Annotated in this window: 20 protein-coding genes and 1 other RNA gene; 16 read left to right on the top strand and 5 right to left on the bottom strand. The window is 69.6% G+C overall.

The window, feature by feature from the left end:
• Positions 1 to 112 precede the first annotated feature (112 nt).
• From OPU66_RS04290 to OPU66_RS04260, 7 genes are all read left to right on the top strand, one after another.
• On the top strand, positions 113 to 1,507 hold the full coding sequence (locus OPU66_RS04290; RefSeq protein WP_498552368.1) for a protoglobin domain-containing protein: 1,395 nt from the start codon (positions 113 to 115) through the stop codon (positions 1,505 to 1,507).
• 62 nt (positions 1,508 to 1,569) lie between these two features.
• Positions 1,570 to 2,451: a 4-(cytidine 5'-diphospho)-2-C-methyl-D-erythritol kinase gene (locus tag OPU66_RS04285; RefSeq protein WP_498552367.1), complete on the top strand. Its 882-nt coding sequence runs from the start codon at positions 1,570 to 1,572 to the stop codon at positions 2,449 to 2,451.
• Between the two features lie 277 nt (positions 2,452 to 2,728).
• Positions 2,729 to 3,550: an enoyl-CoA hydratase/isomerase family protein gene (locus OPU66_RS04280; protein WP_498552366.1), complete on the top strand. Its 822-nt coding sequence runs from the start codon at positions 2,729 to 2,731 to the stop codon at positions 3,548 to 3,550.
• 13 nt (positions 3,551 to 3,563) lie between these two features.
• Positions 3,564 to 4,283, top strand: a complete 720-nt coding sequence (locus OPU66_RS04275; protein WP_498552365.1) for an N-formylglutamate amidohydrolase — start codon at positions 3,564 to 3,566, stop codon at positions 4,281 to 4,283.
• A gap of 65 nt (positions 4,284 to 4,348) precedes the next feature.
• On the top strand, positions 4,349 to 6,070 hold the full coding sequence (gene ilvD, locus OPU66_RS04270) for a dihydroxy-acid dehydratase (RefSeq protein WP_498552364.1): 1,722 nt from the start codon (positions 4,349 to 4,351) through the stop codon (positions 6,068 to 6,070).
• Positions 6,071 to 6,088: 18 nt separating this feature from the next.
• Positions 6,089 to 7,456 carry an NAD(P)H-hydrate dehydratase gene (locus OPU66_RS04265; protein WP_498552363.1) on the top strand — a complete coding sequence of 456 codons (1,368 nt, stop codon included), beginning with the start codon at positions 6,089 to 6,091 and terminating at the stop codon, positions 7,454 to 7,456.
• Positions 7,453 to 8,646 (top strand): class I SAM-dependent RNA methyltransferase, encoded by a 1,194-nt coding sequence (locus OPU66_RS04260; RefSeq protein ID WP_498552362.1) that lies wholly within the window; start codon positions 7,453 to 7,455, stop codon positions 8,644 to 8,646. The genes OPU66_RS04265 and OPU66_RS04260 overlap by 4 nt, the downstream gene beginning before the upstream one ends.
• Positions 8,647 to 8,656: 10 nt before the next feature.
• On the opposite strand, the gene OPU66_RS04255 is transcribed toward OPU66_RS04260, so the two are convergent.
• Entirely contained in the window at positions 8,657 to 9,082 is a 426-nt protein-coding gene (locus tag OPU66_RS04255; protein WP_498552361.1) for an MAPEG family protein, read from the bottom strand.
• A 182-nt stretch (positions 9,083 to 9,264) separates the two neighbouring features.
• Between OPU66_RS04255 and OPU66_RS04250 the strand changes: the two genes are divergently transcribed.
• Positions 9,265 to 10,404, top strand: coding sequence for a collagen-binding domain-containing protein (locus OPU66_RS04250; protein WP_498552360.1), 1,140 nt, complete (start codon positions 9,265 to 9,267; stop codon positions 10,402 to 10,404).
• A gap of 123 nt (positions 10,405 to 10,527) precedes the next feature.
• On the opposite strand, the gene OPU66_RS04245 is transcribed toward OPU66_RS04250, so the two are convergent.
• Both OPU66_RS04245 and OPU66_RS04240 read right to left on the bottom strand, forming a co-directional pair.
• Positions 10,528 to 11,577, bottom strand: coding sequence for a 1,9-bis(guanidino)-5-aza-nonane synthase (locus tag OPU66_RS04245; protein ID WP_160592741.1), 1,050 nt, complete (start codon positions 11,575 to 11,577; stop codon positions 10,528 to 10,530).
• A gap of 119 nt (positions 11,578 to 11,696) precedes the next feature.
• Positions 11,697 to 12,932, bottom strand: coding sequence for a type III PLP-dependent enzyme (locus OPU66_RS04240; RefSeq protein ID WP_498552359.1), 1,236 nt, complete (start codon positions 12,930 to 12,932; stop codon positions 11,697 to 11,699).
• Positions 12,933 to 13,137: 205 nt separating this feature from the next.
• Between OPU66_RS04240 and OPU66_RS04235 the strand changes: the two genes are divergently transcribed.
• Both OPU66_RS04235 and OPU66_RS04230 read left to right on the top strand, forming a co-directional pair.
• The gene (locus tag OPU66_RS04235) at positions 13,138 to 14,091 is read left to right on the top strand and encodes a threonine ammonia-lyase (RefSeq protein WP_498552430.1); all 954 of its coding nucleotides are present in this window, start codon (positions 13,138 to 13,140) and stop codon (positions 14,089 to 14,091) included.
• Between the two features lie 72 nt (positions 14,092 to 14,163).
• On the top strand, positions 14,164 to 14,337 hold the full coding sequence (locus OPU66_RS04230) for a hypothetical protein (protein WP_201752607.1): 174 nt from the start codon (positions 14,164 to 14,166) through the stop codon (positions 14,335 to 14,337).
• Positions 14,338 to 14,356: 19 nt separating this feature from the next.
• Here the strand turns inward: OPU66_RS04230 and OPU66_RS04225 are convergent, their stop codons facing one another.
• On the bottom strand, positions 14,357 to 14,863 hold the full coding sequence (locus OPU66_RS04225) for a MarR family winged helix-turn-helix transcriptional regulator (RefSeq protein ID WP_498552358.1): 507 nt from the start codon (positions 14,861 to 14,863) through the stop codon (positions 14,357 to 14,359).
• Positions 14,864 to 14,877: 14 nt separating this feature from the next.
• Positions 14,878 to 15,534: an alpha/beta hydrolase gene (locus OPU66_RS04220; RefSeq protein WP_498552357.1), complete on the bottom strand. Its 657-nt coding sequence runs from the start codon at positions 15,532 to 15,534 to the stop codon at positions 14,878 to 14,880.
• A 190-nt stretch (positions 15,535 to 15,724) separates the two neighbouring features.
• On the opposite strand from OPU66_RS04220, the gene OPU66_RS04215 reads away from it, so the two are divergent.
• The 6 genes from OPU66_RS04215 (at position 15,725) to OPU66_RS04190 (ending at position 20,534) form a co-directional block, all read left to right on the top strand.
• Positions 15,725 to 16,798: a cysteine desulfurase family protein gene (locus OPU66_RS04215; protein WP_498552356.1), complete on the top strand. Its 1,074-nt coding sequence runs from the start codon at positions 15,725 to 15,727 to the stop codon at positions 16,796 to 16,798.
• Positions 16,795 to 17,910, top strand: coding sequence for a cysteine desulfurase family protein (locus tag OPU66_RS04210; RefSeq protein ID WP_498552355.1), 1,116 nt, complete (start codon positions 16,795 to 16,797; stop codon positions 17,908 to 17,910). Before OPU66_RS04215 ends, OPU66_RS04210 begins: the two co-directional genes overlap by 4 nt.
• On the top strand, positions 17,907 to 18,242 hold the full coding sequence (locus tag OPU66_RS04205) for a 2Fe-2S iron-sulfur cluster-binding protein (protein WP_498552354.1): 336 nt from the start codon (positions 17,907 to 17,909) through the stop codon (positions 18,240 to 18,242). The genes OPU66_RS04210 and OPU66_RS04205 overlap by 4 nt, the downstream gene beginning before the upstream one ends.
• 76 nt (positions 18,243 to 18,318) lie before the next feature.
• Positions 18,319 to 18,417, top strand: an RNA gene (gene ffs, locus OPU66_RS04200) — signal recognition particle sRNA small type.
• Positions 18,418 to 18,501: 84 nt separating this feature from the next.
• The gene (locus tag OPU66_RS04195; protein ID WP_498552353.1) at positions 18,502 to 20,208 is read left to right on the top strand and encodes a DNA polymerase III subunit gamma/tau; all 1,707 of its coding nucleotides are present in this window, start codon (positions 18,502 to 18,504) and stop codon (positions 20,206 to 20,208) included.
• Positions 20,209 to 20,210: 2 nt separating this feature from the next.
• Entirely contained in the window at positions 20,211 to 20,534 is a 324-nt protein-coding gene (locus tag OPU66_RS04190; protein ID WP_498552429.1) for a YbaB/EbfC family nucleoid-associated protein, read from the top strand.
• Positions 20,535 to 20,657: the final 123 nt, after the last annotated feature.

Raw genomic sequence — 20,657 nt, 5'->3', positions numbered from 1 at the left:
GCGTGCGCGCCTGATCGTCCCAGCCCGCTCTATAATGCAAATCAATGACCAAGATTAGCGCGGTTGGCCCGTGAACAGGTGCGGGCCTGCCGGCTGGACGAGGACGGAAGACATGGCCCATCCCGAAACGGCGACCCGGCTGGATTTTGTCGGTTTTTCAGACGCAAGGCGTGATCTGCTGGCAAAATCGCGCGAGATGATCGCCCGCGCGATGGGCCCTGCGCTCGACCGGTTGTACCAGAAGATCGCCGCCCATCCCGAAACCGCGCGGATGTTCAACGGGGCGTCGCATATGGAGGCCGCCAAGCGGCTTCAGTCCGATCATTGGGGGCATTTGTCGGGCGGGGCATTCGATGCCGATTATGTTGCGCGCGTGAAGCGCATCGGCGCGCGCCACGCGCAGATCGGGCTGACGCCGCAATGGTATATCGGGTCTTACAGCGTGATCCTCGATTCGCTGATCGAGACGATCGGCGCGTCGGAAAAGGGCGCGGGCGGCCTGTTCGGCCGGGGGCGCGCCGATCCGCGCTTCGACCAGATTCGCGCCATCGTGATGGCGGCGCTGATCGACCTTGAAATGTCGGTGTCGATCTATTTCGAGCAGGAACAGGCGAGCCGCGCCGAGGCGATGACGGCGCTGACCGAGCGTGAACATGCGCTGTCCGAACTGCTGGCGGCGATCAACGGCAGCGTCGGCGCGATCAAGACCGGGGCCGACGAAATCGCCCAGGCATCCGAGGATCTGGCGCGGCGGACCGAAAGCAATGCCGCCAGCCTTGAGGAAACATCGGCCGCCATCGCGCAGATGGACCAGCGGCTGAAGGCGACGGCGGAGGCCGCCGGCCGCACCGTCGAGCGCGCCGACGGCGCCATCGCCACCGTCGACACCGGCCGCTCGGTCGCCGAAGAAGCGGTGGCGGCGATGGAGCGGGTGTCGGAAAGCGCCAAGGGCATCGACAGCGTGATCGAGGGCCTCGACAAGATCGCGTTCCAGACCCGGGTTCTGGCGATGAACGCCGCGGTCGAGGCGGGGCGCGCGGGCGAGGCGGGGCGTGGCTTTGCCGTCGTCGCCGATCTGGTCGGCGCGCTTGCCATGCGGTCGGAGGAAGAGGCCAAGCGGGCGCGCGAACAGCTGACCGCGACCCAGGGCGATGTCAGCACGGCAGTCGCGGCCGTCCAGAAGGTCGATGGCGCGCTGGCGGCGATTTCGGAAGATGTCGGCCGCGTGCACGAACTGCTGGCGGTGATGGCCAATGACAATCAGGCGCAGGCAACGGCGATTACCGAGGTGTCGGCCGCGATCGGCGTGATGGACCGCACGACCCAGCAGAATGCGGCGATGGTCGAGGAGACATCGGCCGCGGCCCGCAACCTGACGACCGAGGTCGACCGGCTGGCGGCGCAGGCCGGCGGCTCTGCGGGGGCCGGCGGGCATGGCAGCGGCATGGGCGGGTTGACGCCGTCGATGCCGGCAGCCGCGCCGATGCGGATGCCGGTCGCCGCCTGACGCGGCGATACCGTCCCGCGCCTGCTCTTGGCGACGCGGGGCAAAACCGGCATGGCCGGGGGATGACGTCCGACGCTGCCCCCGCTGCCCCCGCTGACCATGCCCCCGCCTGGCTGGTCGAGCCGGCCCCGGCCAAGATCAATCTGGCGCTGCACGTCCGCGCGCGGATAGCGGGTGGCTATCACCGGATCGAAACGATCTTTGCCTTTGCCCGCGACGGCGATGTGCTGGCCGCGCGGGCAGATCCCGCGCTTCAACTTGTCATTGACGGGCCGTTTGCCGCCGGGCTGGACGCCGGGGCGGACAATCTGGTGCTGCGCGCGGCCGAGGCGCTGCGCGCGGCGACCGGCATCCGCGCCGGGGCCGCGCTGCGCCTGACCAAGAATCTGCCGATTGCCGCCGGCATCGGTGGCGGCTCCAGCGATGCGGCGGCGGCGCTGCGCCTGCTCGCCCGGCTATGGGGCGTCGAGGCCGATCTCGATGCGATCGCGCGCACCCTGGGGGCCGATGTTCCCGCCTGTCTGCACGGCCGCGCGGTGATGGGGGTGGAGCGGGGCGAGGCGCTGGTGCCGCTGCCCGGGGCCGAACGTCTGGCGGGCATGCCGCTGCTGCTGGTCAATCCGGGCGTCGCGATGCCGACCGGCCCGGTGTTCAGGGGCTGGGACGGGCAGGATCGCGGTCCGCTCATCATCGGCGATGATCCGCTGGCGGCGGCGCGCGCCGGGCGCAACGATCTGGCCCCGCCGGCCGTGGCGCTGGCGCCGGTGATTGCCCGGCTGGTCGACTGGCTGGCCGCGCGCCCCGGCGTGCTGCTGGCGCGCATGTCGGGATCGGGGGCGACCTGTTTTGCGCTGTTCGATCAGGACGATGCCCGCGATGCGGCGGCCGACGCCATCGCCCGCGACTGGCCCGATGCCTGGCGGATGGCGAGCAGCTTGGCCTGATCCGGGCCAAACATGGCCTTGGCCTGATCCGGGACGCCGGCTGACCCGTTCGTCCTGTCGCGGGACAGTCACATTTCCCCGCATCGCCCGGATTCGAGGGGTGGCCGGAATGGCATGGCTTTTGCTGAACGAGCCGGGAACGAATCGGCGCGCCCGCCGGCACGCTCATTCGCCCATGGTCCATGCGCGGCGTTTCAGCGCATGCATCATGTCCGGGCGGGGACGCGATCCTGTTGATCGTGCGCCCCGCCCTTCTTTTTCGGACGCTGGGTCGGGCATGGAATATCGTTCGCTGTCGGATACGCTGATGACGCTGCGCGGGGCGCGGGGCGCGCGCGCGGCGATGTTCGAACTCTCGCTCGACGGGCCGGTCGCCCGGCTGACGATGGATCGTCCGCAGGCGCGCAACGGCCTGCGCACCGAGGACTGGCGCGCGCTTGCCGCGCTGATCGAACAGGCGGGCCGGCTGAAGGCGCGGGCGATCCTCGTCCGCTCGCTGGTGCCGGGCTGGTTCTGCGCCGGGATCGACACCGGGGAGCTGGCGACGCTGCACGCCGATCCGGCGGCGCGGCTGCCCTATCGCAACGCGATGCGCCAGGCGCTTGACGGCATCCGGCAATCGCCGCTGCCGGTGATTGCCGAAATCGACGGGGCCTGTGTCGGTGCAGGCGTCGCGCTGGCGGCGGCCTGCGATGTCAGGCTGGCGGGGCCGGATGCCAGCTTTGCCATTCCCGCCGCCCGCCAGGGTGTCGGCTATCTAATTGAAGATATTGCCGGATTACGCGATCTGGTCGGCGGTGGACAGGCGGCGCGGCTGTTGCTGGGCGCGGTGCGGATCGATGCCGCTGAGGCGGCGCGCATCGGCCTTGTCGAACAGCAGGGCAGCGATGTCGCGCGGCGCGCCGCCGATCTTGCGCAGGACATGGCCGGCCATGCGCCGGGGGCGCTTGCGCTGCTGAAACAGGGGCTCGCGCTTGCCGCTGCCGGCCGCCGCAGCGACGAGGGGCATGACCGCGCCTGCGATGCGGCGCTGGGCGGGGCCGAACTCGCCGAAAGCTATGCCGCCGCGCGCGAACGCCGCCGGCCCGATTTCAGCTGATGATGCACGGCTGATGACCAGCGCCTATCGCGAACGCGTCGGCGGGCCCGGCGCGCTGATTGTCGTCGATCATGCCGCCGCCCATGTGCCGCCGGGCATCGATCTCGGCATCGATCCGGCGCTGGTTCAGCGCCATATCGGCTGGGACATTGGCGCGGCGGCGGTGGCCGAACTGCTTGCCGACCGGCTGGGCTGCCGGGCGCTGTTCGGCACGGTGTCGCGGCTGGTGATCGACCTGCACCGCGAGGAGGATCATCCCGCGCTGATCCCGGTTGCAAGCGACGGCCATGCCATTCCCGGCAATGCCGCGCTCGATGCCGCCGGGCGCGCCAAGCGCATCGCCGATTATCATCGCCCCTATCATGCCCGGCTGGCGGCGATGATCGACGAGGCGCGGCCCGACCTGATCGTGGCGGTGCACAGCTTTACCCCCCGGCTCGAAACCGCGGCGGATGCCGCGCGGCCCTGGCAGGTCGGCATCCTTTACAATCAGGACGACCGCGCGGCGCGGATCGCGATCGACGCGCTGCGCGCGGCCGGGATCGTGACCGGGGACAATGAGCCTTATTCGGGGCGGCTGCTCAACGCGACGATGAACCGCCATGCCGAGGCGCGCGGCATCCCCTATCTGGCGATCGAAATCCGTCAGGATCTGATTGACGATGCCGAGGGCGCGCGCGACTGGGCGGAGCGGCTGCTGCCGGTCATTCGCCAGTGCCGCGCAATAAAATGACAATCTGGGCCTTGAATTAGAAAGGCTCTTGCGTCCGTGGCGGGCAATCGGACATAGCCCGGGCCATGACCCGCATTTTCGACAAGAGCCGCCTGCCGTCCCGCCACGTCTCGGTCGGACCGGAACGTGCCCCGCACCGCAGCTATTATTATGCGATGGGGCTGACCGAGGAACAGATTGCCCGCCCCTTTGTCGGCGTCGTTTCCGCCGGCAATGACAGCGCGCCGTGCAACACCGCGCTCGACGCGCAGGCCGATGCCGCGCGCGGCGGGGTGGAGGCGGGCGGCGGGCTGCCGCGCCGGTTCAACACCATCACCGTCACCGACGGCATCGCCATGGGCCATCAGGGGATGAAATCCTCGCTGGTCAGCCGCGAGGTGATTGCGGATTCGATCGAGCTGTCGGTGCGCGGCCATTGCTATGACGCGCTGGTCGGCTTTGCCGGGTGCGACAAGTCGCTGCCGGGGATGATGATGGCGATGCTGCGCCTCAACGTGCCGAGCGTGTTCGTCTATGGCGGGTCGATCCTGCCGGGCAGCCATCATGGTCAGGATGTGACCGTGGTCGATGTGTTCGAGGCGGTGGGCCAGCATGCCGCCGGGCACTGCCCGCTTGAAGAGCTGATCGCGCTCGAAAAGGTCGCCTGTCCCGGCCACGGTGCCTGTGGCGGGCAGTTCACCGCCAACACCATGGCCTGTGTCGCCGAAGCCATCGGCCTGTCGCTGCCCAACTCCAACATGATGCCGGCTCCCTATGCCGGGCGCGCGGCGCTTGCCCATGCGGCGGGGGTGGCGGTGATGGACTGTCTGGCCGCCGGGCTGCGCCCGCGCGACATCTGCACGCGCGAGGCGTTTGAAAACGCCGCCCGCGTGGTCGCGGCGACCGGCGGGTCAACCAATGCCGCGCTGCACCTGCCGGCGATGGCGCATGAGGCGGGGATCGCGTTCGACCTGTTCGACGTCGCCGAGATTTTCCGTTCGACCCCCTATCTGGCCGATCTGAAGCCGGGCGGACGCTATGTCGCCAAGGACATGTATGAGGCGGGCGGCGTCTATATGCTGATGAAGACGATGCTGGCGGGCGGGCTGCTGCACGGCGACTGCATGACGGTGAGCGGCCGGACGCTGGCCGAGAATATCGACCGCGTGACCTGGAACCCCGACCAGAAGGTGATCCGCGAGGTGACCAACCCGATCACCCCGACCGGCGGGGTGGTGGGGCTGAAGGGCAGCCTTGCGCCCGAAGGGGCGATCGTGAAGGTCGCCGGCATGGCGCGGCTGAGCTTTGCCGGCCCGGCGCGGGTGTTCGATTGCGAGGAAGACGCCTTTGCCGCCGTCGAGGCGCGCGCGATTGCCGAGGGGTCGGTGATCATCATCCGCTATGAAGGGCCGCGCGGCGGCCCCGGCATGCGCGAGATGCTGTCGACCACCGCCGCGCTCTACGGTCAGGGCATGGGCGAGAAGGTGGCGCTGATCACCGACGGGCGGTTTTCGGGCGCCACGCGCGGCTTCTGCATCGGCCATGTCGGGCCGGAGGCGGCGGTGGGCGGGCCGATTGCGCTGGTCGAGGATGGCGACATGATCCGTATCGATGCGGTCGCCGGCACCATCGACCTCGATGTGCCTGAGGATGTGCTGGCCGCGCGCCGCGCCCGCTGGCAGCCGCGCGCGCATGATTATCAGTCGGGCACGCTGTGGCGCTATGCCCAGACGGTCGGCCCGGCGGTGGGCGGGGCCGTCACCCATCCCGGCGGCAGCGCCGAAACCCATATGTTCGCGGACATTTAAAACCGTTAGGGACGGGGCATGTCGCGCCCCGTCCTCACCGCCGCCGAAACCCGTGCCGCCGAAGACCGGCTGATCGCTGCCGGCACCGGGGCCGATCAGCTGATGGCGTGGGCCGGGGCCGGGCTGGCGCGGGCGGCGCTGGCGCTTGCCGGGCCGCTGCCGGCGCTTGTCTGTTGCGGGCCGGGCAATAATGGCGGCGACGGCTATGTCGCCGCGCGGTGGCTGCGCGATGCCGGGCTGGATGTTATGGTCGCCGCGCTGGGCGCGCCATCGTCCGGGGCTGCCGCGGCGGCGCGGGCCGGCTGGGACGGGCCGGTCGTTCCGCTCGATCAGGCCGCGCCCCGGCCATTGCTGATCGACGCGCTGTTCGGCACCGGCCTGTCGCGGCCGCTTGCCGCGCCCCTGGCGGCGACACTCGCCCGGCTGATGGCGGGCGCGCAGGCGACGGCTGCCGCCGATCTGCCGAGCGGGGTCGAGACGGACAGCGGCGCGCTGCTGGGGGCAGAGCTGCCGTTCGACATGACGGTGGCGATGGGCGCGCTCAAGCCGGCGCACCTGCTGCAACCGGCAGCGGGGCTGTGCGGGCGGCTGGTGGTGGCCGACATCGGGCTGGCGGCGGGGGACCGGACGCAGGAACTGGCCGCGCCCCGCCTGTCGCCGCCGGGGGCGGGGGATCATAAATATTCGCGCGGGCTGGTCGCCGTCATTGGCGGGGCGATGCCGGGGGCGGCGCGGCTGGCGGCGATTGCCGCCGCCCGCGCCGGCGCGGGCTATGTCCGGCTGATCGCCGACACGCCCGCGTCCCTGCCCAACGCCATCGTCCAGCAGGGCTGGGACGAGGCCGCGCTTGCCGATCCGCGCATTGCCGCCATCGTCGCCGGGCCGGGGCTGGGCCGTGACGGCATCGCGCGGCGGCGGCTGGACGCGGCCTGTGCCGCCGGGCGGCCGCTGGTGATCGACGGCGATGCGCTGCACCTGCTGCCGCGCACCCGGCCTGCGCCGCCGCTGACCGTGCTGACCCCGCATGAGGGCGAGTTCGCCGCCCGGTTCGGCGACCTGCCGGGCAGCAAGCTGGACCGCGCGCGCGCCGCCGCGATGCGCGCCGGGGCGGTCATCGTCTTCAAGGGCGCGGACACGGTGATCGCCGCGCCCGATGGCCGGGCGGCGATTGCGCCCCCGGCCTCGGCCTGGTTGTCGACCGCCGGCACCGGCGATGTGCTGGCCGGGGTGATCGGCGCGCTGCTGGCACGCGGGCTGGCACCGTTCGAGGCGGCCGGGGCGGGCGTCTGGCTGCATGCGAGCGCGGCCGCGCGGCTTGGCCCGGCATTCATCGCCGATGATCTGGCAGCGGCGATCGGCGGCGTCGCCGGGGAGGCCGGGCGATGAGCGGGGCCGAGATCGTCCGGGTGGCCGCGCGCGGCGAAGGCGTGACCGCCGATGGCCGCTATGTCCCGCTGGCCGCGCCCGGCGACCATGTCAGCGATGACGGCATTGTGCTGCCCGGCCCGCACCATGCCGATCCGGTCTGCCGCCATTTCCCCGCCTGTGGCGGCTGCCAGCTCCAGCATCTGGACACGGACAGCCTGGGCGCGTTCGTGCGCGACCGTATCGCCTCGGCCCTTGCCGCCCAGGGCGTGGCCGCGCCCGATTTCGATCCCGTGCATCTGTCGCCGCCGCGCACGCGCCGCCGCGCCAGCCTGTCGGTGCGGCGCGCCGGGCGGCGGATGCTGATCGGCTTCAACCGCGAACGCAGCCATGTGATCGAGGATCTGGCCGAATGCCATGTGCTGCACCCGGCGCTGTTCGCGCTGGTCGCGCCGCTGCGCGGGCTGATGGACCGGCTGCTGCCCGCCCGCGCCGCCGGGGCGACGCTGCGCCTGACGCTGGCCGATCAGGGGGTCGATCTGCTGATCGAGGGCGCGGCGGCCGACGGGCTGGCAGAGCTCGAGGCGCTGGGCGATTTCGCCCGCAGCCACGCGCTCGCCCGGCTGGCGCTCGACGATGGCGGCGGTTCGCAGACTTTGTGGGAGCCGGTGCCGGTCACGGTCACGCTTGGCGGCGTGCCGGTCGGCCTGCCGCATGCGGCGTTTCTGCAGGCGACGGCGGACGGGGAAGCGGCGCTGGTCGCCGCCGTGCGCGCCGGGGTGGGCGAGGCGCGTGTGGTCGCCGACCTGTTTTCGGGGCTGGGGACGTTTGCGCTGGCGCTGTCCGGGCGCGTCTATGCGGCAGAGGCGGCGCGCGATGCGGTGCTGGCGCTCAAGGCGGCGCGGCCCGGCATTTTCGCCGATCACCGTGACCTGTATCGCCGCCCGCTTCAGCCCGATGAGCTCAACCGGTTCGAGGCCGTGGTCCTCGATCCGCCGCGTGCCGGGGCGGAGGCGCAGGCGGCGCTGATCGCCGCCGCGCGCACGCCGCGCATCGCCTATGTGTCGTGCAATCCGGCGACCTTTGCGCGCGACGCCCGCATTCTGGCGGGCGGCGGGCTCAGGCTCATCCGCGTCGTGCCGGTCGGCCAGTTTAGCTGGTCGACCCATGTCGAGCTGTGCGGGATTTTCGCGCGCATTCCAGCCCCTTGAAGCCGCCCGGTTACAGCCCGAACACCCGCATCCCCGCGCCTGCCGCCAGCCCGAACAGGCACAAGGTGCCGAGCACATGCAGCGCGAATCGCACCGGGATGATGTTGACCGTCGCCTGGAAAACACTGTGGATAACCCTGAGGGCGACATAGCCCCAGGCCAAGATCAGGTTCGTCCCCGATCCGGCACCGGCCAGTGCAAGGGTGAGGGCGAGCGCGTAGAACAGCGTCGGCTGTTCCATCAGATGATTGTAATTGTCCGCCTTCCAGCGCGTCTCCGCCGGCAGCTGTTCCATCAGCGTCTTGGGCGGCACGCGCGGATCGAGCGTGATTTTCGCCCGCCCGATCGCCGGCAGCCGCGTCGCATACATCCACAGCCACATGATGAGCGACCATGACGCCAGCGCCACCACCGGCCCGAGAATGGGACTGTTCAAACCCTGTCTCCCCCGTTCCTGTTCCCGCAAGGCTGCCCGATCGGCGGGGGCGAGTCCATCATCGGGACAGATCGGACCGGAATGGCACGAATCGCTGCCGGTCCGCGCCAAGACACCGCTTTCCCGATTGGCCCGGATGTGACATGACGTCACCTACAAGGGATGTGAGGAGAAACCCGCAAATGCGTGGTGCGCTGCTGGCGGCGGTTGCCGCTTTGACCGTTATTCCGGCTCCGGCCATGGCGTCGGAGGTGATCGGCCGCGGGACGACCATCCTGCGCGAACTCAACCTGTTCACCACCGGCAATGTCGTGATGGGCCAGGAGGTCGAGGGCAAGAGCTTCATCGGCGGCAACCTGTCGGGCAATGGCGGCCAGTTCGGCATCGGCAGCGGCGAACAGGGCTTCATCAATCCCGCGACCGGCGCGCTGCCGACCGCGACCATCGTCGGCAATGCCAGTGTCAGCGGGCTCCAGCTGAATGGCGGCACCATTCCCGGCGGCGGCCTTGTCGGCCCGCGCGGCATCGACATTGGCGGCACCTTCACCGGCGGGCTGAACGTCAACGCGACGGGGGCGACCGTGCGCATCGGCACGCTCTCCAACGCCAATGTCAACGGTTCGAGCGGCGGGTCGATCAGCTGGGGCAGCCGCAGCAACAGCAATGTCAACGGCAATGGCTCGACCACCGGCCAGAACGCGGCCCTTGGCAGCAGCTTCCAGGCGTCGCTCGCCACCAAGCGCGATGCGCTGGCCGCTGATCTGACCGCGTTTTCGAACGAGCTGCGCACCTTCGCGCCGACCGCGTCGATCAACATGGCCGATGCGAACAATGTCCGCTTCGACGTCGGCAGCCAGACCGGGACGGTCGTCTTCCGCATCGCCGATGCCGCGGCGTTCTTCAGCTCGGCAGCGTCGCGCGCGTTCAGCTTCAATGCGGGCGCGGCTGATGCGATCATCATCAATGTCGGCAGCGCGACGCCGCTCGATCAGCTGGTGATCGGCCAGAACTTCCTCGGCAATGGCGATCTTTATTCGCAGCGGGTGATCTGGAACTTCGACTCGGCGATCCGCAACATCACCTTCAACAACTCGTTCATCGGCTCGGTCGTCGCGCTCGGCAGCAATGTCGAGAACCGCAACTTCCTGCAGGGTTCGGTGGCCGTGAAGTCGCTGACCATGAATGGCGAGATCCATCTCGGCAACTTCAATGGCACGATCAACGCCATTCCCGAACCGGCGACCTGGGCGATGATGATCGGCGGTTTCGGTCTGGTCGGCACGGCGATGCGCCGCCGCCGCGCGGTGCCGCTCGCAGCCTGAGCTTGCCGCCACAGACACATGAAAAACCCCGCCGGACACAGCGTCCGGCGGGGTTTTTCATATGCGGTCTGTCGATCCGACCGAATGGGTCCGGGCGATATTGCCCGAACCCTTCACAGCCGGTCAGTCGAACAATTTGCCCCAGGCGCGCTTGGCGCGGGTGCGCCAATGGCCGCGATGATAGGCGTCGGAGGCGAGCAGCGGCATCACCGAGCCGGCTTCGGCGAACACCATCTGTTCCAGCGCGGTGTCGACCTTGCCCCAGCTCGCCGCTTCCTTGAGCGTCGAGGACGAGCAGGCGCCGTCGCGCACATCGGCGACGGTGATCTGCACCGCATATTTGTGCATCTCGACATCGTCATGGCCGAGGATTTCGGCGCAGACGACGGTGTCCTGGATGAAGTTCTTGGGCACGCCGCCGCCGATCATCAGCAGGCCGGTGGTGCCGGCCTTGATCTTGATGTCGGTCAGCTCGCGGAAATCGGCAATGGCGTCGAGCACCATATAGGGCTGGCCCTGCTTCATCCGGTCGACCTGATGCTTGACGAGGCCAAAGCCCGCCGAGCTGTCGACAAAGGCCGGGCAGAAGATCGGCACGTCATGCTCATAGGCGAGCTTGACGAGGCTGTTTTCCTTCTTGCCATGTTCGGCCAGATACTTGCCCATCTCGCGAATGAAGGCGCGCGACGAATAGGCGCGCGGCTCAAGGCTGTCGGCGATGCGGCCGATCGTGTGATCGCAGTCCTGCAGCGCTTCTTCATCGATATAGGTGTCGTAGATGCGGTCGATATAGAGCGAACGCAGCGTATTGTCGTCCGGCACTTCGAGCGCCTGATAATGCTTGTGGCCAAGCCCTTCGAAGAAATCCATGTCGACGATCGACGCGCCGGTGGCGACGACGCCGTCGACCATGTTCGAGCGCACCAGCTCGGCATAAAGGTCCATGCAGCCGCCGGCCGAGGTCGAGCCGGCGATGACCAGGAAGATCGAGCAGTCGGGATCGGCCAGCATCTGGTTGTAGATGCCGGTCGCGCGCGCGAGATCGCGGCTGGTGAAGCTCATCTTGCCCATCGCATCGACGATCGGGCGCGCGTCGAAGCTGCGAATGTCGATATGCTCGACGGTCTTCGACAGAAGCTCCGCCTTGCGGGTGTCGTTCACGATATCGGTCATGCCTGATCTTTCCACATGGTCATCGGCCGCAGTCGTTGGGGAAGGGGACGCGGAAACCCGAACGGGCGTCCGGCCCCATCAGGGGCCGGACGCCAAACCCGAAAACTGCCCGGCGGGCGTTACAGCTTGACGACGTTGCTCGCCGGTTCGGCGGTGCGCCCGGCATAGAGCGTCGTCATCGGCTCATCGGCCACTGTCACCACCTGCGCGGTGCCGAAGCCGTTAAAGCCGGTGCGCATCGCACAGCCATAGGCACCGAGCATGCCGACTTCGATATAGTCGCCGGCGGCGATGTCGGCGGGCAGCATGAACGGCCCGGCCATCCGGTCCATATCGTCGCAGGTCGGGCCGTAAAAGCTGAACCCCATCGGCTTGGTGCGGCTTTCGGTGTCGCGCAGCAGCGTGACCGGAAAGCGCCAGCCGACATGGGCGGCATCGAACAGCGCGCCATAGGCGCCGTCATTGATGTACAGTTCCTCGCCCCGGCGCTTTTCGACGCGCACGATCAGCGACGAATATTCCGCGCACAGCGCCCGACCCGGTTCCGCCCACAGCTCCGACGAATAGCTGACCGGCAGCTTTTCGAACGCACGGTGGATGGTCTCGAAATAAAGCTCGAGCGGCGGCGGCTCCATGCCGGGATAGGAGGACGGAAAGCCCCCGCCGACATCGATCACGTCGACGGTGACCGCGGCCTCGACAATCGCCTGGCGCACCCGCTCCATCGCCTGGGCATAGGCGTCGGGCGTCATCGCCTGGCTGCCGACATGGAAGCAGATGCCGAGCGCATCGGCGACCTGCCGCGCGGCGATCAGCAGCTCCTTGGCCTCGACCGGCGACACGCCGAACTTGGACGCAAGGCTGAGCTTGGAATAGTCGGACGACACGCGCAGCCGCACGCACAGGGTGAGATCGGCCGCCGGGGTGCCATCGGCCGCGCGGGTGGCGCGGACGATCTTGTCCAGCTCTTCCATCGAATCGAGCGAGAAGGTGCGCACGCCGTGCCCGAAATAGGCCTCGGCAATCGCTTCTTCCGCCTTCACCGGGTGCATGAAGCACAGCACCGCCCCGGGCAGCGTGGCGCGGACCATCCGCACCTCGGCAATCGAGGCGACGTCATAATGGGTGACGCCCGCGTCCCACAGGATGCGGATCAGTTCGGGCGAGGGGTTCGCCTTGACTGCGTAAAGGGTCCGGCCGGGAAACTTCTCGACGAAGAAACGGGCCGCGCGCCGTGCCGCATGGGGGCGGACGAGCGTGACCGGCTCTGCCGGGCAGGAACGGGCGACGTCAATGCCGGTTTCGGCATTGTTGGGGACGCTTGCTAGCCCCAGCGCGCTATGATGCTCGTGCAACTCAAGGGACCTCCAATTGCCTTGCGGCGTACGTGGCGACAAAAGCTGCCTTGCGGTGGAAGTCCCATGGGGCAGCGGAGGCGCGATATATGGGCGGGGGTCCCCCCTGTAAAGAGCCGAATCCTGATCTGTTTCAATTGCAAGACAAAGGGGGTGGGCGTTGCGTCATCCAAATCGTGAAGGCGTCATCAACGCACTGGAAAAGATGGCGAAAATCGTGCCGCCGACGCCGCTGCTCAGCGCGTCGATCGGGGGGGCGGATTGCTGGCTGAAGGCCGAATCGCTCCAGCCGATGGGCGCGTTCAAGCTGCGCGGGGCGTGGCACCGGCTGACCGCGATTCCGGAGTCGCAGCGCGCGCCGGGCGTCGTCGCCTTTTCATCGGGCAACCATGCCCAGGGCGTCGCCTGGGCCGCCGCCCGGCTGGGGATGCCGGCGGCCATCGTGATGCCCGCCGACGCGCCCGCGGCCAAGCGCGCCAACACCGCCGCGCTGGGGGCGGAGATAATCCTCTATGACCGGCTGACCCAGTCGCGCGAGGCAATCGCCGCCGAACTGGCCGCAGCGCGCGGCGCGGTGCTGGTGCCAAGCTTCGATGATCCCTTTGTGGTCGAAGGGCAGGGCAGCGCCGGGCTGGAGGCGGCGGCGCAGGTCGCCGCGCTGGGCGGCGCGCCGATCCGCCGGGTCGTCACCTGTTGCGGGGGCGGCGGGCTGGCCGCGGGGCTGGCGCTCGCCTTGCCCGAGGCGGAGATCGTGACCGTCGAGCCGGAGGGGTGGGATGATATGGCCCGCTCGCTCGCCGCCGGGGAGATTGTCGGCGTCGGGTCGACCCCGCCGGCCACCGCCTGCGACGCGCTCCAGACCTTTCGCGTCGCGCCGCTGACCTTCGGCATCCTGCATGCGCGCGGTGCGCGCGGCGTCGCGGTCAGCGAGGCTGAAACCGGCGCGGCGATGCGCTGGGCGTTCGAACGGCTGCGGCTGGTGCTGGAGCCGGGGGGCGCGGTCGCGCTGGCGGCGATGCTGACAGGCCGGGTCGCGCCGCAGCCGGGGACGCTGGTGATGCTGTCGGGCGGCAATGTCGATCCGGCGCTGTTCGCGCGGATGGCCCGGCTCGATGCGGCGGACCCAGCAGCGTCACAGCCCGGCGCGAAACCGCTCTAGGCCTGTGATTTGCCGCATTTGCCGAGCCGCCGGGTGATTCCACCCGGCGCGAAAATGCTCTAGGGGCGCGCGATGAACGCCACCGCCGCCCTTGTCCTTTCCGTCCTGATGATCGCCTCCGCCGGGCTGCTGCTCGGCGGCATCGCCACGCTCCGGCGCGGTCTGGGGCAGGACCGCAGGCGCGGCTGGCTGATGATCGTCGCCGCGCTGGTGCTGGCGGGCAATGTCGCCATCCTGACCGTGTGACCGGCCAGCCGGCCGGGGATCAGCCTGCGGCCGGCCGGTCGGGCAGATTGTCGAACACCCGCCGGATCTCCTGCAGGGTGGTCAGCGCCTGACCAAGATCGTCATCGGCAAACTCCGACATCAGCGGCAGCACATCGGGGGCGACCATTTCGATCGCTGCTTCATGCGCGGCCTGCCCCGCCGGGGTCAGCGCGACGATTTCGTCCGTGCCGTCGGGGCGCCGGTCGACCAGCCCGCGCGCGGCCAGCACGTCCAGATGCGCCGCCGTCTCGGCCTCGTCGGTCTGGAACACCCAGGCGAGGATCGAGCGCCGCTCGGTCTGGCGGTTGTTGCGGATGAAATAGTTGAGCAGGCCGAACTGGTTGGCGGTCAGCCCCAGCGGCTCGATCGGGTCGAGATAGTTGCGCACCAGATGCTCGACCCGGGCGATTTCGACGAACAGGTCCAGCAGCAGTTTCTCGCGGTCGGCCATGGCATTTTCCCCCCGTTCCGCTTTCGGTCCGCCCCAGTTCACGACACCGCTCATGCCTTTTTGTCCGGTCAGCGGATCGGACAGCCGGAATCGAGCCGGAAGTCGAGATAGCGGTCGACGCTGCCCATCAGCTGCGGCATTTCATGCTCGAAGAAATGATTGGCACCCGGCACCGTGTCATGGTGGATGGTGATGTGCTTTTGCGTGCGCAGCTTGTCGACCAGCTTCTGCACGGCCGAGGGCGTGACGACCTCATCGGCATCGCCCTGGATGATGATGCCCGATGCCGGGCAGGGCGCGAGGAAGCTGAAATCATACATGTTGGCGGGCGGCGCGATCGAGATGAAGCCGCGCACTTCCGGGCGGCGCATCAGCAGCTGCATGCCGATCCACGCGCCGAAGCTGACGCCGGCGACCCAGGTCTGCTGCGCTTCGGGGTGGAAGCTCTGCACCCAGTCGAGCGCCGAGGCGGCATCCGACAGTTCGCCGACGCCATTGTCGAACGTCCCCTGGCTCTTGCCGACGCCGCGAAAGTTGAACCGCAGCACGGCAAAGCCGCGCCGGGCAAAGGTCTGGTAGAGCGACTGGACGATGCGGTTGTTCATCGTGCCGCCGGCCTGGGGGTGCGGGTGAAGGATCATCGCCACCGGCGCGCGCGGGCGGGGCGGGGGCGAGAAACGACCTTCGAGACGACCCTCGGGGCCGGGAAAAATCACTTCGGGCATAGCACCTTGATCGAAAAATGGGCCATCGGGACAGGCGCGCGGGTGGCGCTTGGACGCGACGCTATATAGGATTGCAGGGCCTGCGCGCAAATAGGCGCGGCGGATCGGCGGTCAGATGCCGCGATCACAACGGGCACCGGCGGGATTTGACCCGGATCGGGATGGTGCGGAAGGCGGACGGACTAGGGTGATGCAGCGGCTCTATCTCGATCATGCGGCGACGACGCCAGTGACGCTTGAGGCGCGCGAGGCGATGAAGGCGGGCTTTGCGCGCTGGGCCAACCCGTCCTCGCCGCATCAGGAAGGCCGCGCGGCGCGCGCCGCGCTTGAGGATGCGCGCCGCCGCATCCTCGCCGCGCTCGGCTGGCAGGGCGAGCTGGTCTTCACCTCGGGCGCGAGCGAGGCCATCGCCATCGCGCTTGGCCGCAGCGCCGCCGATGCGCGGCTGGTGTCGGCGGTCGAGCATGACGCGGTCCACCGCATGGCGGGCGATGCCTATCTGCTGCCCGTCGGGGCGGACGGGCTGGTCGCCGCCCATGCGCTTGAAGGGCGGCTGGGCGCGCTCGGCGCGCGGCGGCCGCTGGTCGCGATCCAGCAGGTCAACAACGAAACCGGGGTGATCCAGCCGCTCGACGCGCTGGCCCCGCTGGTGCGCGCGGCGGGCGGCATATTGTTTGCCGATTGCGCCCAGTCGGCCGGCAAGCTGCCGCTGCCCGAGGCGGACCTGATCGCGATCTCGGCGCACAAATTCGGCGGGCCGCCGGGCATTGGCGCGCTGCTGGTGCGCGATCTGGGGCTGATCGCCGCCACCGGCGGACAGGAAAAAGGCTATCGCCCCGGCACCGAGAACCTGCCCGGCGCGCTGGCGATGGCCACCGCGCTTGAAGGCCAGCGCGGCTGGGTGGAGCGGGCGGGCGATCTGCGCGCGCATCTCGATGGCGCGATCGAGGCGGCGGGCGGCGAGAGCATCGCCCGGCGTGCCCCCCGGCTGGCGACCATCGCCAGCTACCGGATGCCCGGCGTCGCGGCCTCTGCACAGCTGATCCAGTTCGATCTGGCCGGCATCGCGGTGTCGGCGGGCAGCGCCTGTTCGTCGGGCACGCTCAAGACCAGCCATGTGCTGGCCGCGATGGGCTGGGACGATGATGCCGCGCGCGAGGTGGTGCGCGTCAGCTTCGGCCCGGAAACCAGCCGCGCCGACATTTACCGCTTCATCGATGTATGGACGCGCATCGCCCGCGACGCGCGGGCGCGGGCGGCATGACGCCCATCTATCTCGATTATCAGGCGACGACCCCGCTCGCGCCCGAGGCGCTGGCAGCGATGCGCCCCTGGCTGGAGACGCGCTTTGCCAACCCGCATTCGCCGCACCGGCCGGGGCGCGAGGCGGCGGCTGCGGTCGGCGTTGCCCGTGAGCGGGTGGCAACCGCGATTGGCCGGCCGGGCGGGCAGATCGTGTTCACCTCCGGCGCGACCGAGGCGATCAATCTGGCGATCAAGGGCGCCGCCTGGGCCAGCCCGCGCCGCCGCCGCATCGTCGCGCTGGCGACCGAGCATAGCTGTGTGCTCGACACGCTTGGCTGGCTTGGGCAGCGCGGGTTTGCGCCGGTGATCGTGCCGGTGGGGGCTGACGGGCTGGTCGATCCCGACCGGCTGGCGGCGGCGATTGACGAGGACACGCTGCTGGTCGCGGCCATGCTGGTCAACAACGAGATCGGGACGATCCAGCCCGCCCTGCGCATCGCCGAACTGGCGCGGGCGGCGGGGGCGCTGTTCCTGTGCGATGCCGTGCAGGGGCTGGGCCGGGTGACGATCCCCGATGCCGATCTGGTCGCGGTGTCGGCGCACAAGATCCATGGCCCCAAGGGCATCGGCGCGCTGTGGGTGCGCGACGGCGTGGCGCTTGAGCCGCTGCTGCATGGCGGCGGGCAGGAAGGCGGCCTGCGCTCCGGCACCCAGGCTCCGGGGCTGTGCGCGGGCTTTGGCGTGGCGGCCGAACTGGCTGCGGGGCGGATGGCCGAGGACCGTGCCCATGCCGAGGCGCTGGCGGCGCGGGCGCGCGCCCGGCTGACCGGCTGGCAGATCAATGGCGGCACCGGGCAGCGCTGGCCGGGCAACCTCAATGTCCGGCGCGCGGGGCTGGATGCGGCGCGGCTGATCGCGGATGTGCGCGGCGTCGCCTTTTCGGCGGGCAGCGCCTGTGCGAGCGGATCGGGGCGGCCGAGCCATGTGCTGCGCGCCATCGGCCTCAGCGATGCCGAGGCGCGGGCGAGCATCCGGCTGGGCTTTGGCCGCTACACACAGGTTGAAGAACTGGACCGCGCACTCGACATGATCCTCGACGCGGCGGACAAGCAGGGGCTGAAGGCGGCATGATCAGGATCCGGTTCGAACGCGCCGATGGCGGGGCGGTGCGCGAGGTCGAGGCGCAGCCGGGGGACCGGCTGCTGACCGTCGCCCAGGCCGATGGCCAGCCGCTCGAGGGTACGTGCGAGGGGCAGATGGCCTGTTCGACCTGCCATGTGATCGTGGCGGCGGCGGATTTCGACCGGCTGCCCCCCGCCGCCGAGGCCGAGGAGGACATGCTCGACCTTGCCGCCGGGGCGACGCGCACCAGCCGGCTGGCCTGCCAGATCGTGCTGACCGAGGCGCTGGACGGCCTGACCGTGCGGATCCCCGCCGAGGCGCGCAACATGCAGGGCCGCTGAATAGGGCGCTGACGGGCGCGCGCGGGAGCACCGCGCCCCCATGCTTGCAACCGCGCGCATCATCGCCCATATGCAGCGCGGGAGTCGGGCGGACGGTGCCGTCGCCAACCCGGTCAGGTCCGGAAGGAAGCAGCCGTAACGATATTCGTGCCGGGTCGTTCCGGCTCCCACCTTGCCCCTATCGTCGGTTCTCCCTCACGCGCCCCGATGGCGGGCGAAGTGTTTCCCCTTGGCCTGAAACCGCACTAGAAACCGGGCGATGTCCGAGTCTCCCCAAGCTTACCGCGTTCTGGCGCGCAAATACCGGCCGCAGCGCTTTTCCGAGCTGATCGGCCAGGATGCGATGGTGACGACGCTGGGCAATGCGATCCGGCGCGGGCGGCTGGCGCATGCCTTTCTGATGACCGGGGTGCGCGGGGTCGGCAAGACCTCGACCGCGCGGCTGATCGCCAAGGCGCTCAACTGCATCGGCCCGGACGGGCAGGGCGGGCCGACCATCGATCCGTGCGGCCAGTGCGATCCGTGCCGCGCGATTGCCGAGGGGCGGTTCATCGACGTGCTCGAACAGGATGCGGCGTCGAACACCAAGGTCGAGCAGATGCGCGACCTGCTCGACACCATTCCCTACGCCCCGGTGTCGGCGCGGTTCAAAGTCTATATCATCGACGAAGTTCACATGCTGTCGAACGCGTCGTTCAACGCGCTGCTGAAAACGCTCGAAGAGCCGCCGCCGCATGTGAAGTTCATCTTTGCGACCACCGAGGTCCACAAGGTGCCGGTGACGATCCTGTCGCGGTGCCAGCGTTTCGACCTGCGGCGCATCCCGGCCGAGCTGCTCGCCGGGCATTTCGCCAATGTCTGCGCGGCCGAAGGCGTGGCGGCGGAGCCGGAGGCGCTGGCGCTGGTCGCGCGCGCGGCCGAGGGGTCGGCGCGCGACGGGCTGTCGATCCTCGATCAGGCGATCGCCCATGCCGATCTGGAGGGCGAGGGGCAGGTGACGGCGGCGCAGGTGCGCGACATGCTCGGCCTGTCCGACCGGGGGGCGATCAGGCGGCTGTTCGGCGCGGTGCTGGCGGGCGATGCCGCCGCCGCGCTGGCCGGGCTGCGCGCGCAATATGATCATGGCGTCGATCCGGCGACCGTGCTGCGCGGGCTGCTGGAGACCGTGCACGGCGTGACGCTGGAGCGGATGGGCGCGGGGGCCGACCCCGCCCAGTCGGCCGAGGAGCGCGAGGCGCTGGCAGGGTGGGCGGCGCGGCTGTCCTTCGTCCAGACCCACCGGCTGTGGCAGCTGCTGCTCAAGGGCCATGACGAGGTGGTGCGCGCGCCGATGCCGATCGAGGCGGCGGAAATGGCGCTGCTGCGCGTGATCCATGCCGCCGAACTGCCCGATCCGGCCGAACTGGCCCGCCGGCTGGCGCGCGGCGACCTGCCGCCGCCCTCCGGTGGCTCGTCCGCTTCCGGTTCCGGGCCTTCCGGTTCCGGCCCCGCCCCGTCCGGCCATGTGACGTCGGCGGAGTCTATTCCGGCGGATGCGGGATCGGCACCGCCGCCAGCGGCCGCCCCGGCCGCTTCCCCCGATGTGCCGGCTGATTTTCGCGCCTTTCACGATCTGGTCTATGCCGACCGGCCCCGGCTGGCGCTGCACCTGCACGACGATGTCGGGCTGATCGATTATGCGCCGCCACAGCTGCGGCTGCGCCCGCTCAGGCCGTTGCCCGGCGAGTTTCTGCGCGATCTGGTGGCGCTGCTGCGCCAGCGCACCGGGCTCAACTGGACGGTCGAGCTGGTCGATGGCGCGGCCGCGCCGTCGCTGCTCGAACAGGAACGGGCGGCCGAAGCGGCGGCGCGTCAGGCGATCCTTGACATGCCGGTGGTCAGCGCCGCCTTTGCCGCCTTTCCAGACGCCGAGCTGATCGACTACAGCCCGGCCATGCAGGCGCGCGGCAGCGCGCAAGGGAGCTGATGATGAAAAGTCTCGACGATATCCTGAACATGGCCAAGAATGTGCAGGACGAACTGACCAATGCGCAGGCCAATCTCGACAATATCGAGGTCGAGGGCGCGGCCGGCGGCGGCCTGGTCAAGGTCCGCGCGACTGCCAAGGGGCGGATCATCGCGGTCGATATCGACCCGTCGCTGCTCGCCCCGTCGGAAAAGCAGATGCTCGAGGATCTGGTCGCCGCCGCGTTCAACGATGCCCGCGCCAAGGCCGATCAGGCATCGAGCGCGGAAATGAGCAAGATGACCAGCGGCCTGCCGCTGCCTCCGGGCTTCAAGCTGCCGTTCTGAGCCCGGGTTCAGGCGCGTCGCTGTATGCGCGCTTCATTGGGCGATAGCGGCACCGGGTGTTTTTGATTGGGAAGAACGGCACCGGCCCGCACCCCCACCCGGCCTCCCATAGCGTAACCTGCC

The sequence above is a fragment of the Sphingomonas sp. URJC2 genome, from assembly GCF_059803575.1.
The sequence above is the reverse complement of the archived record's forward strand: the minus strand, read 5'-3'. Positions and strand labels throughout refer to the sequence as shown.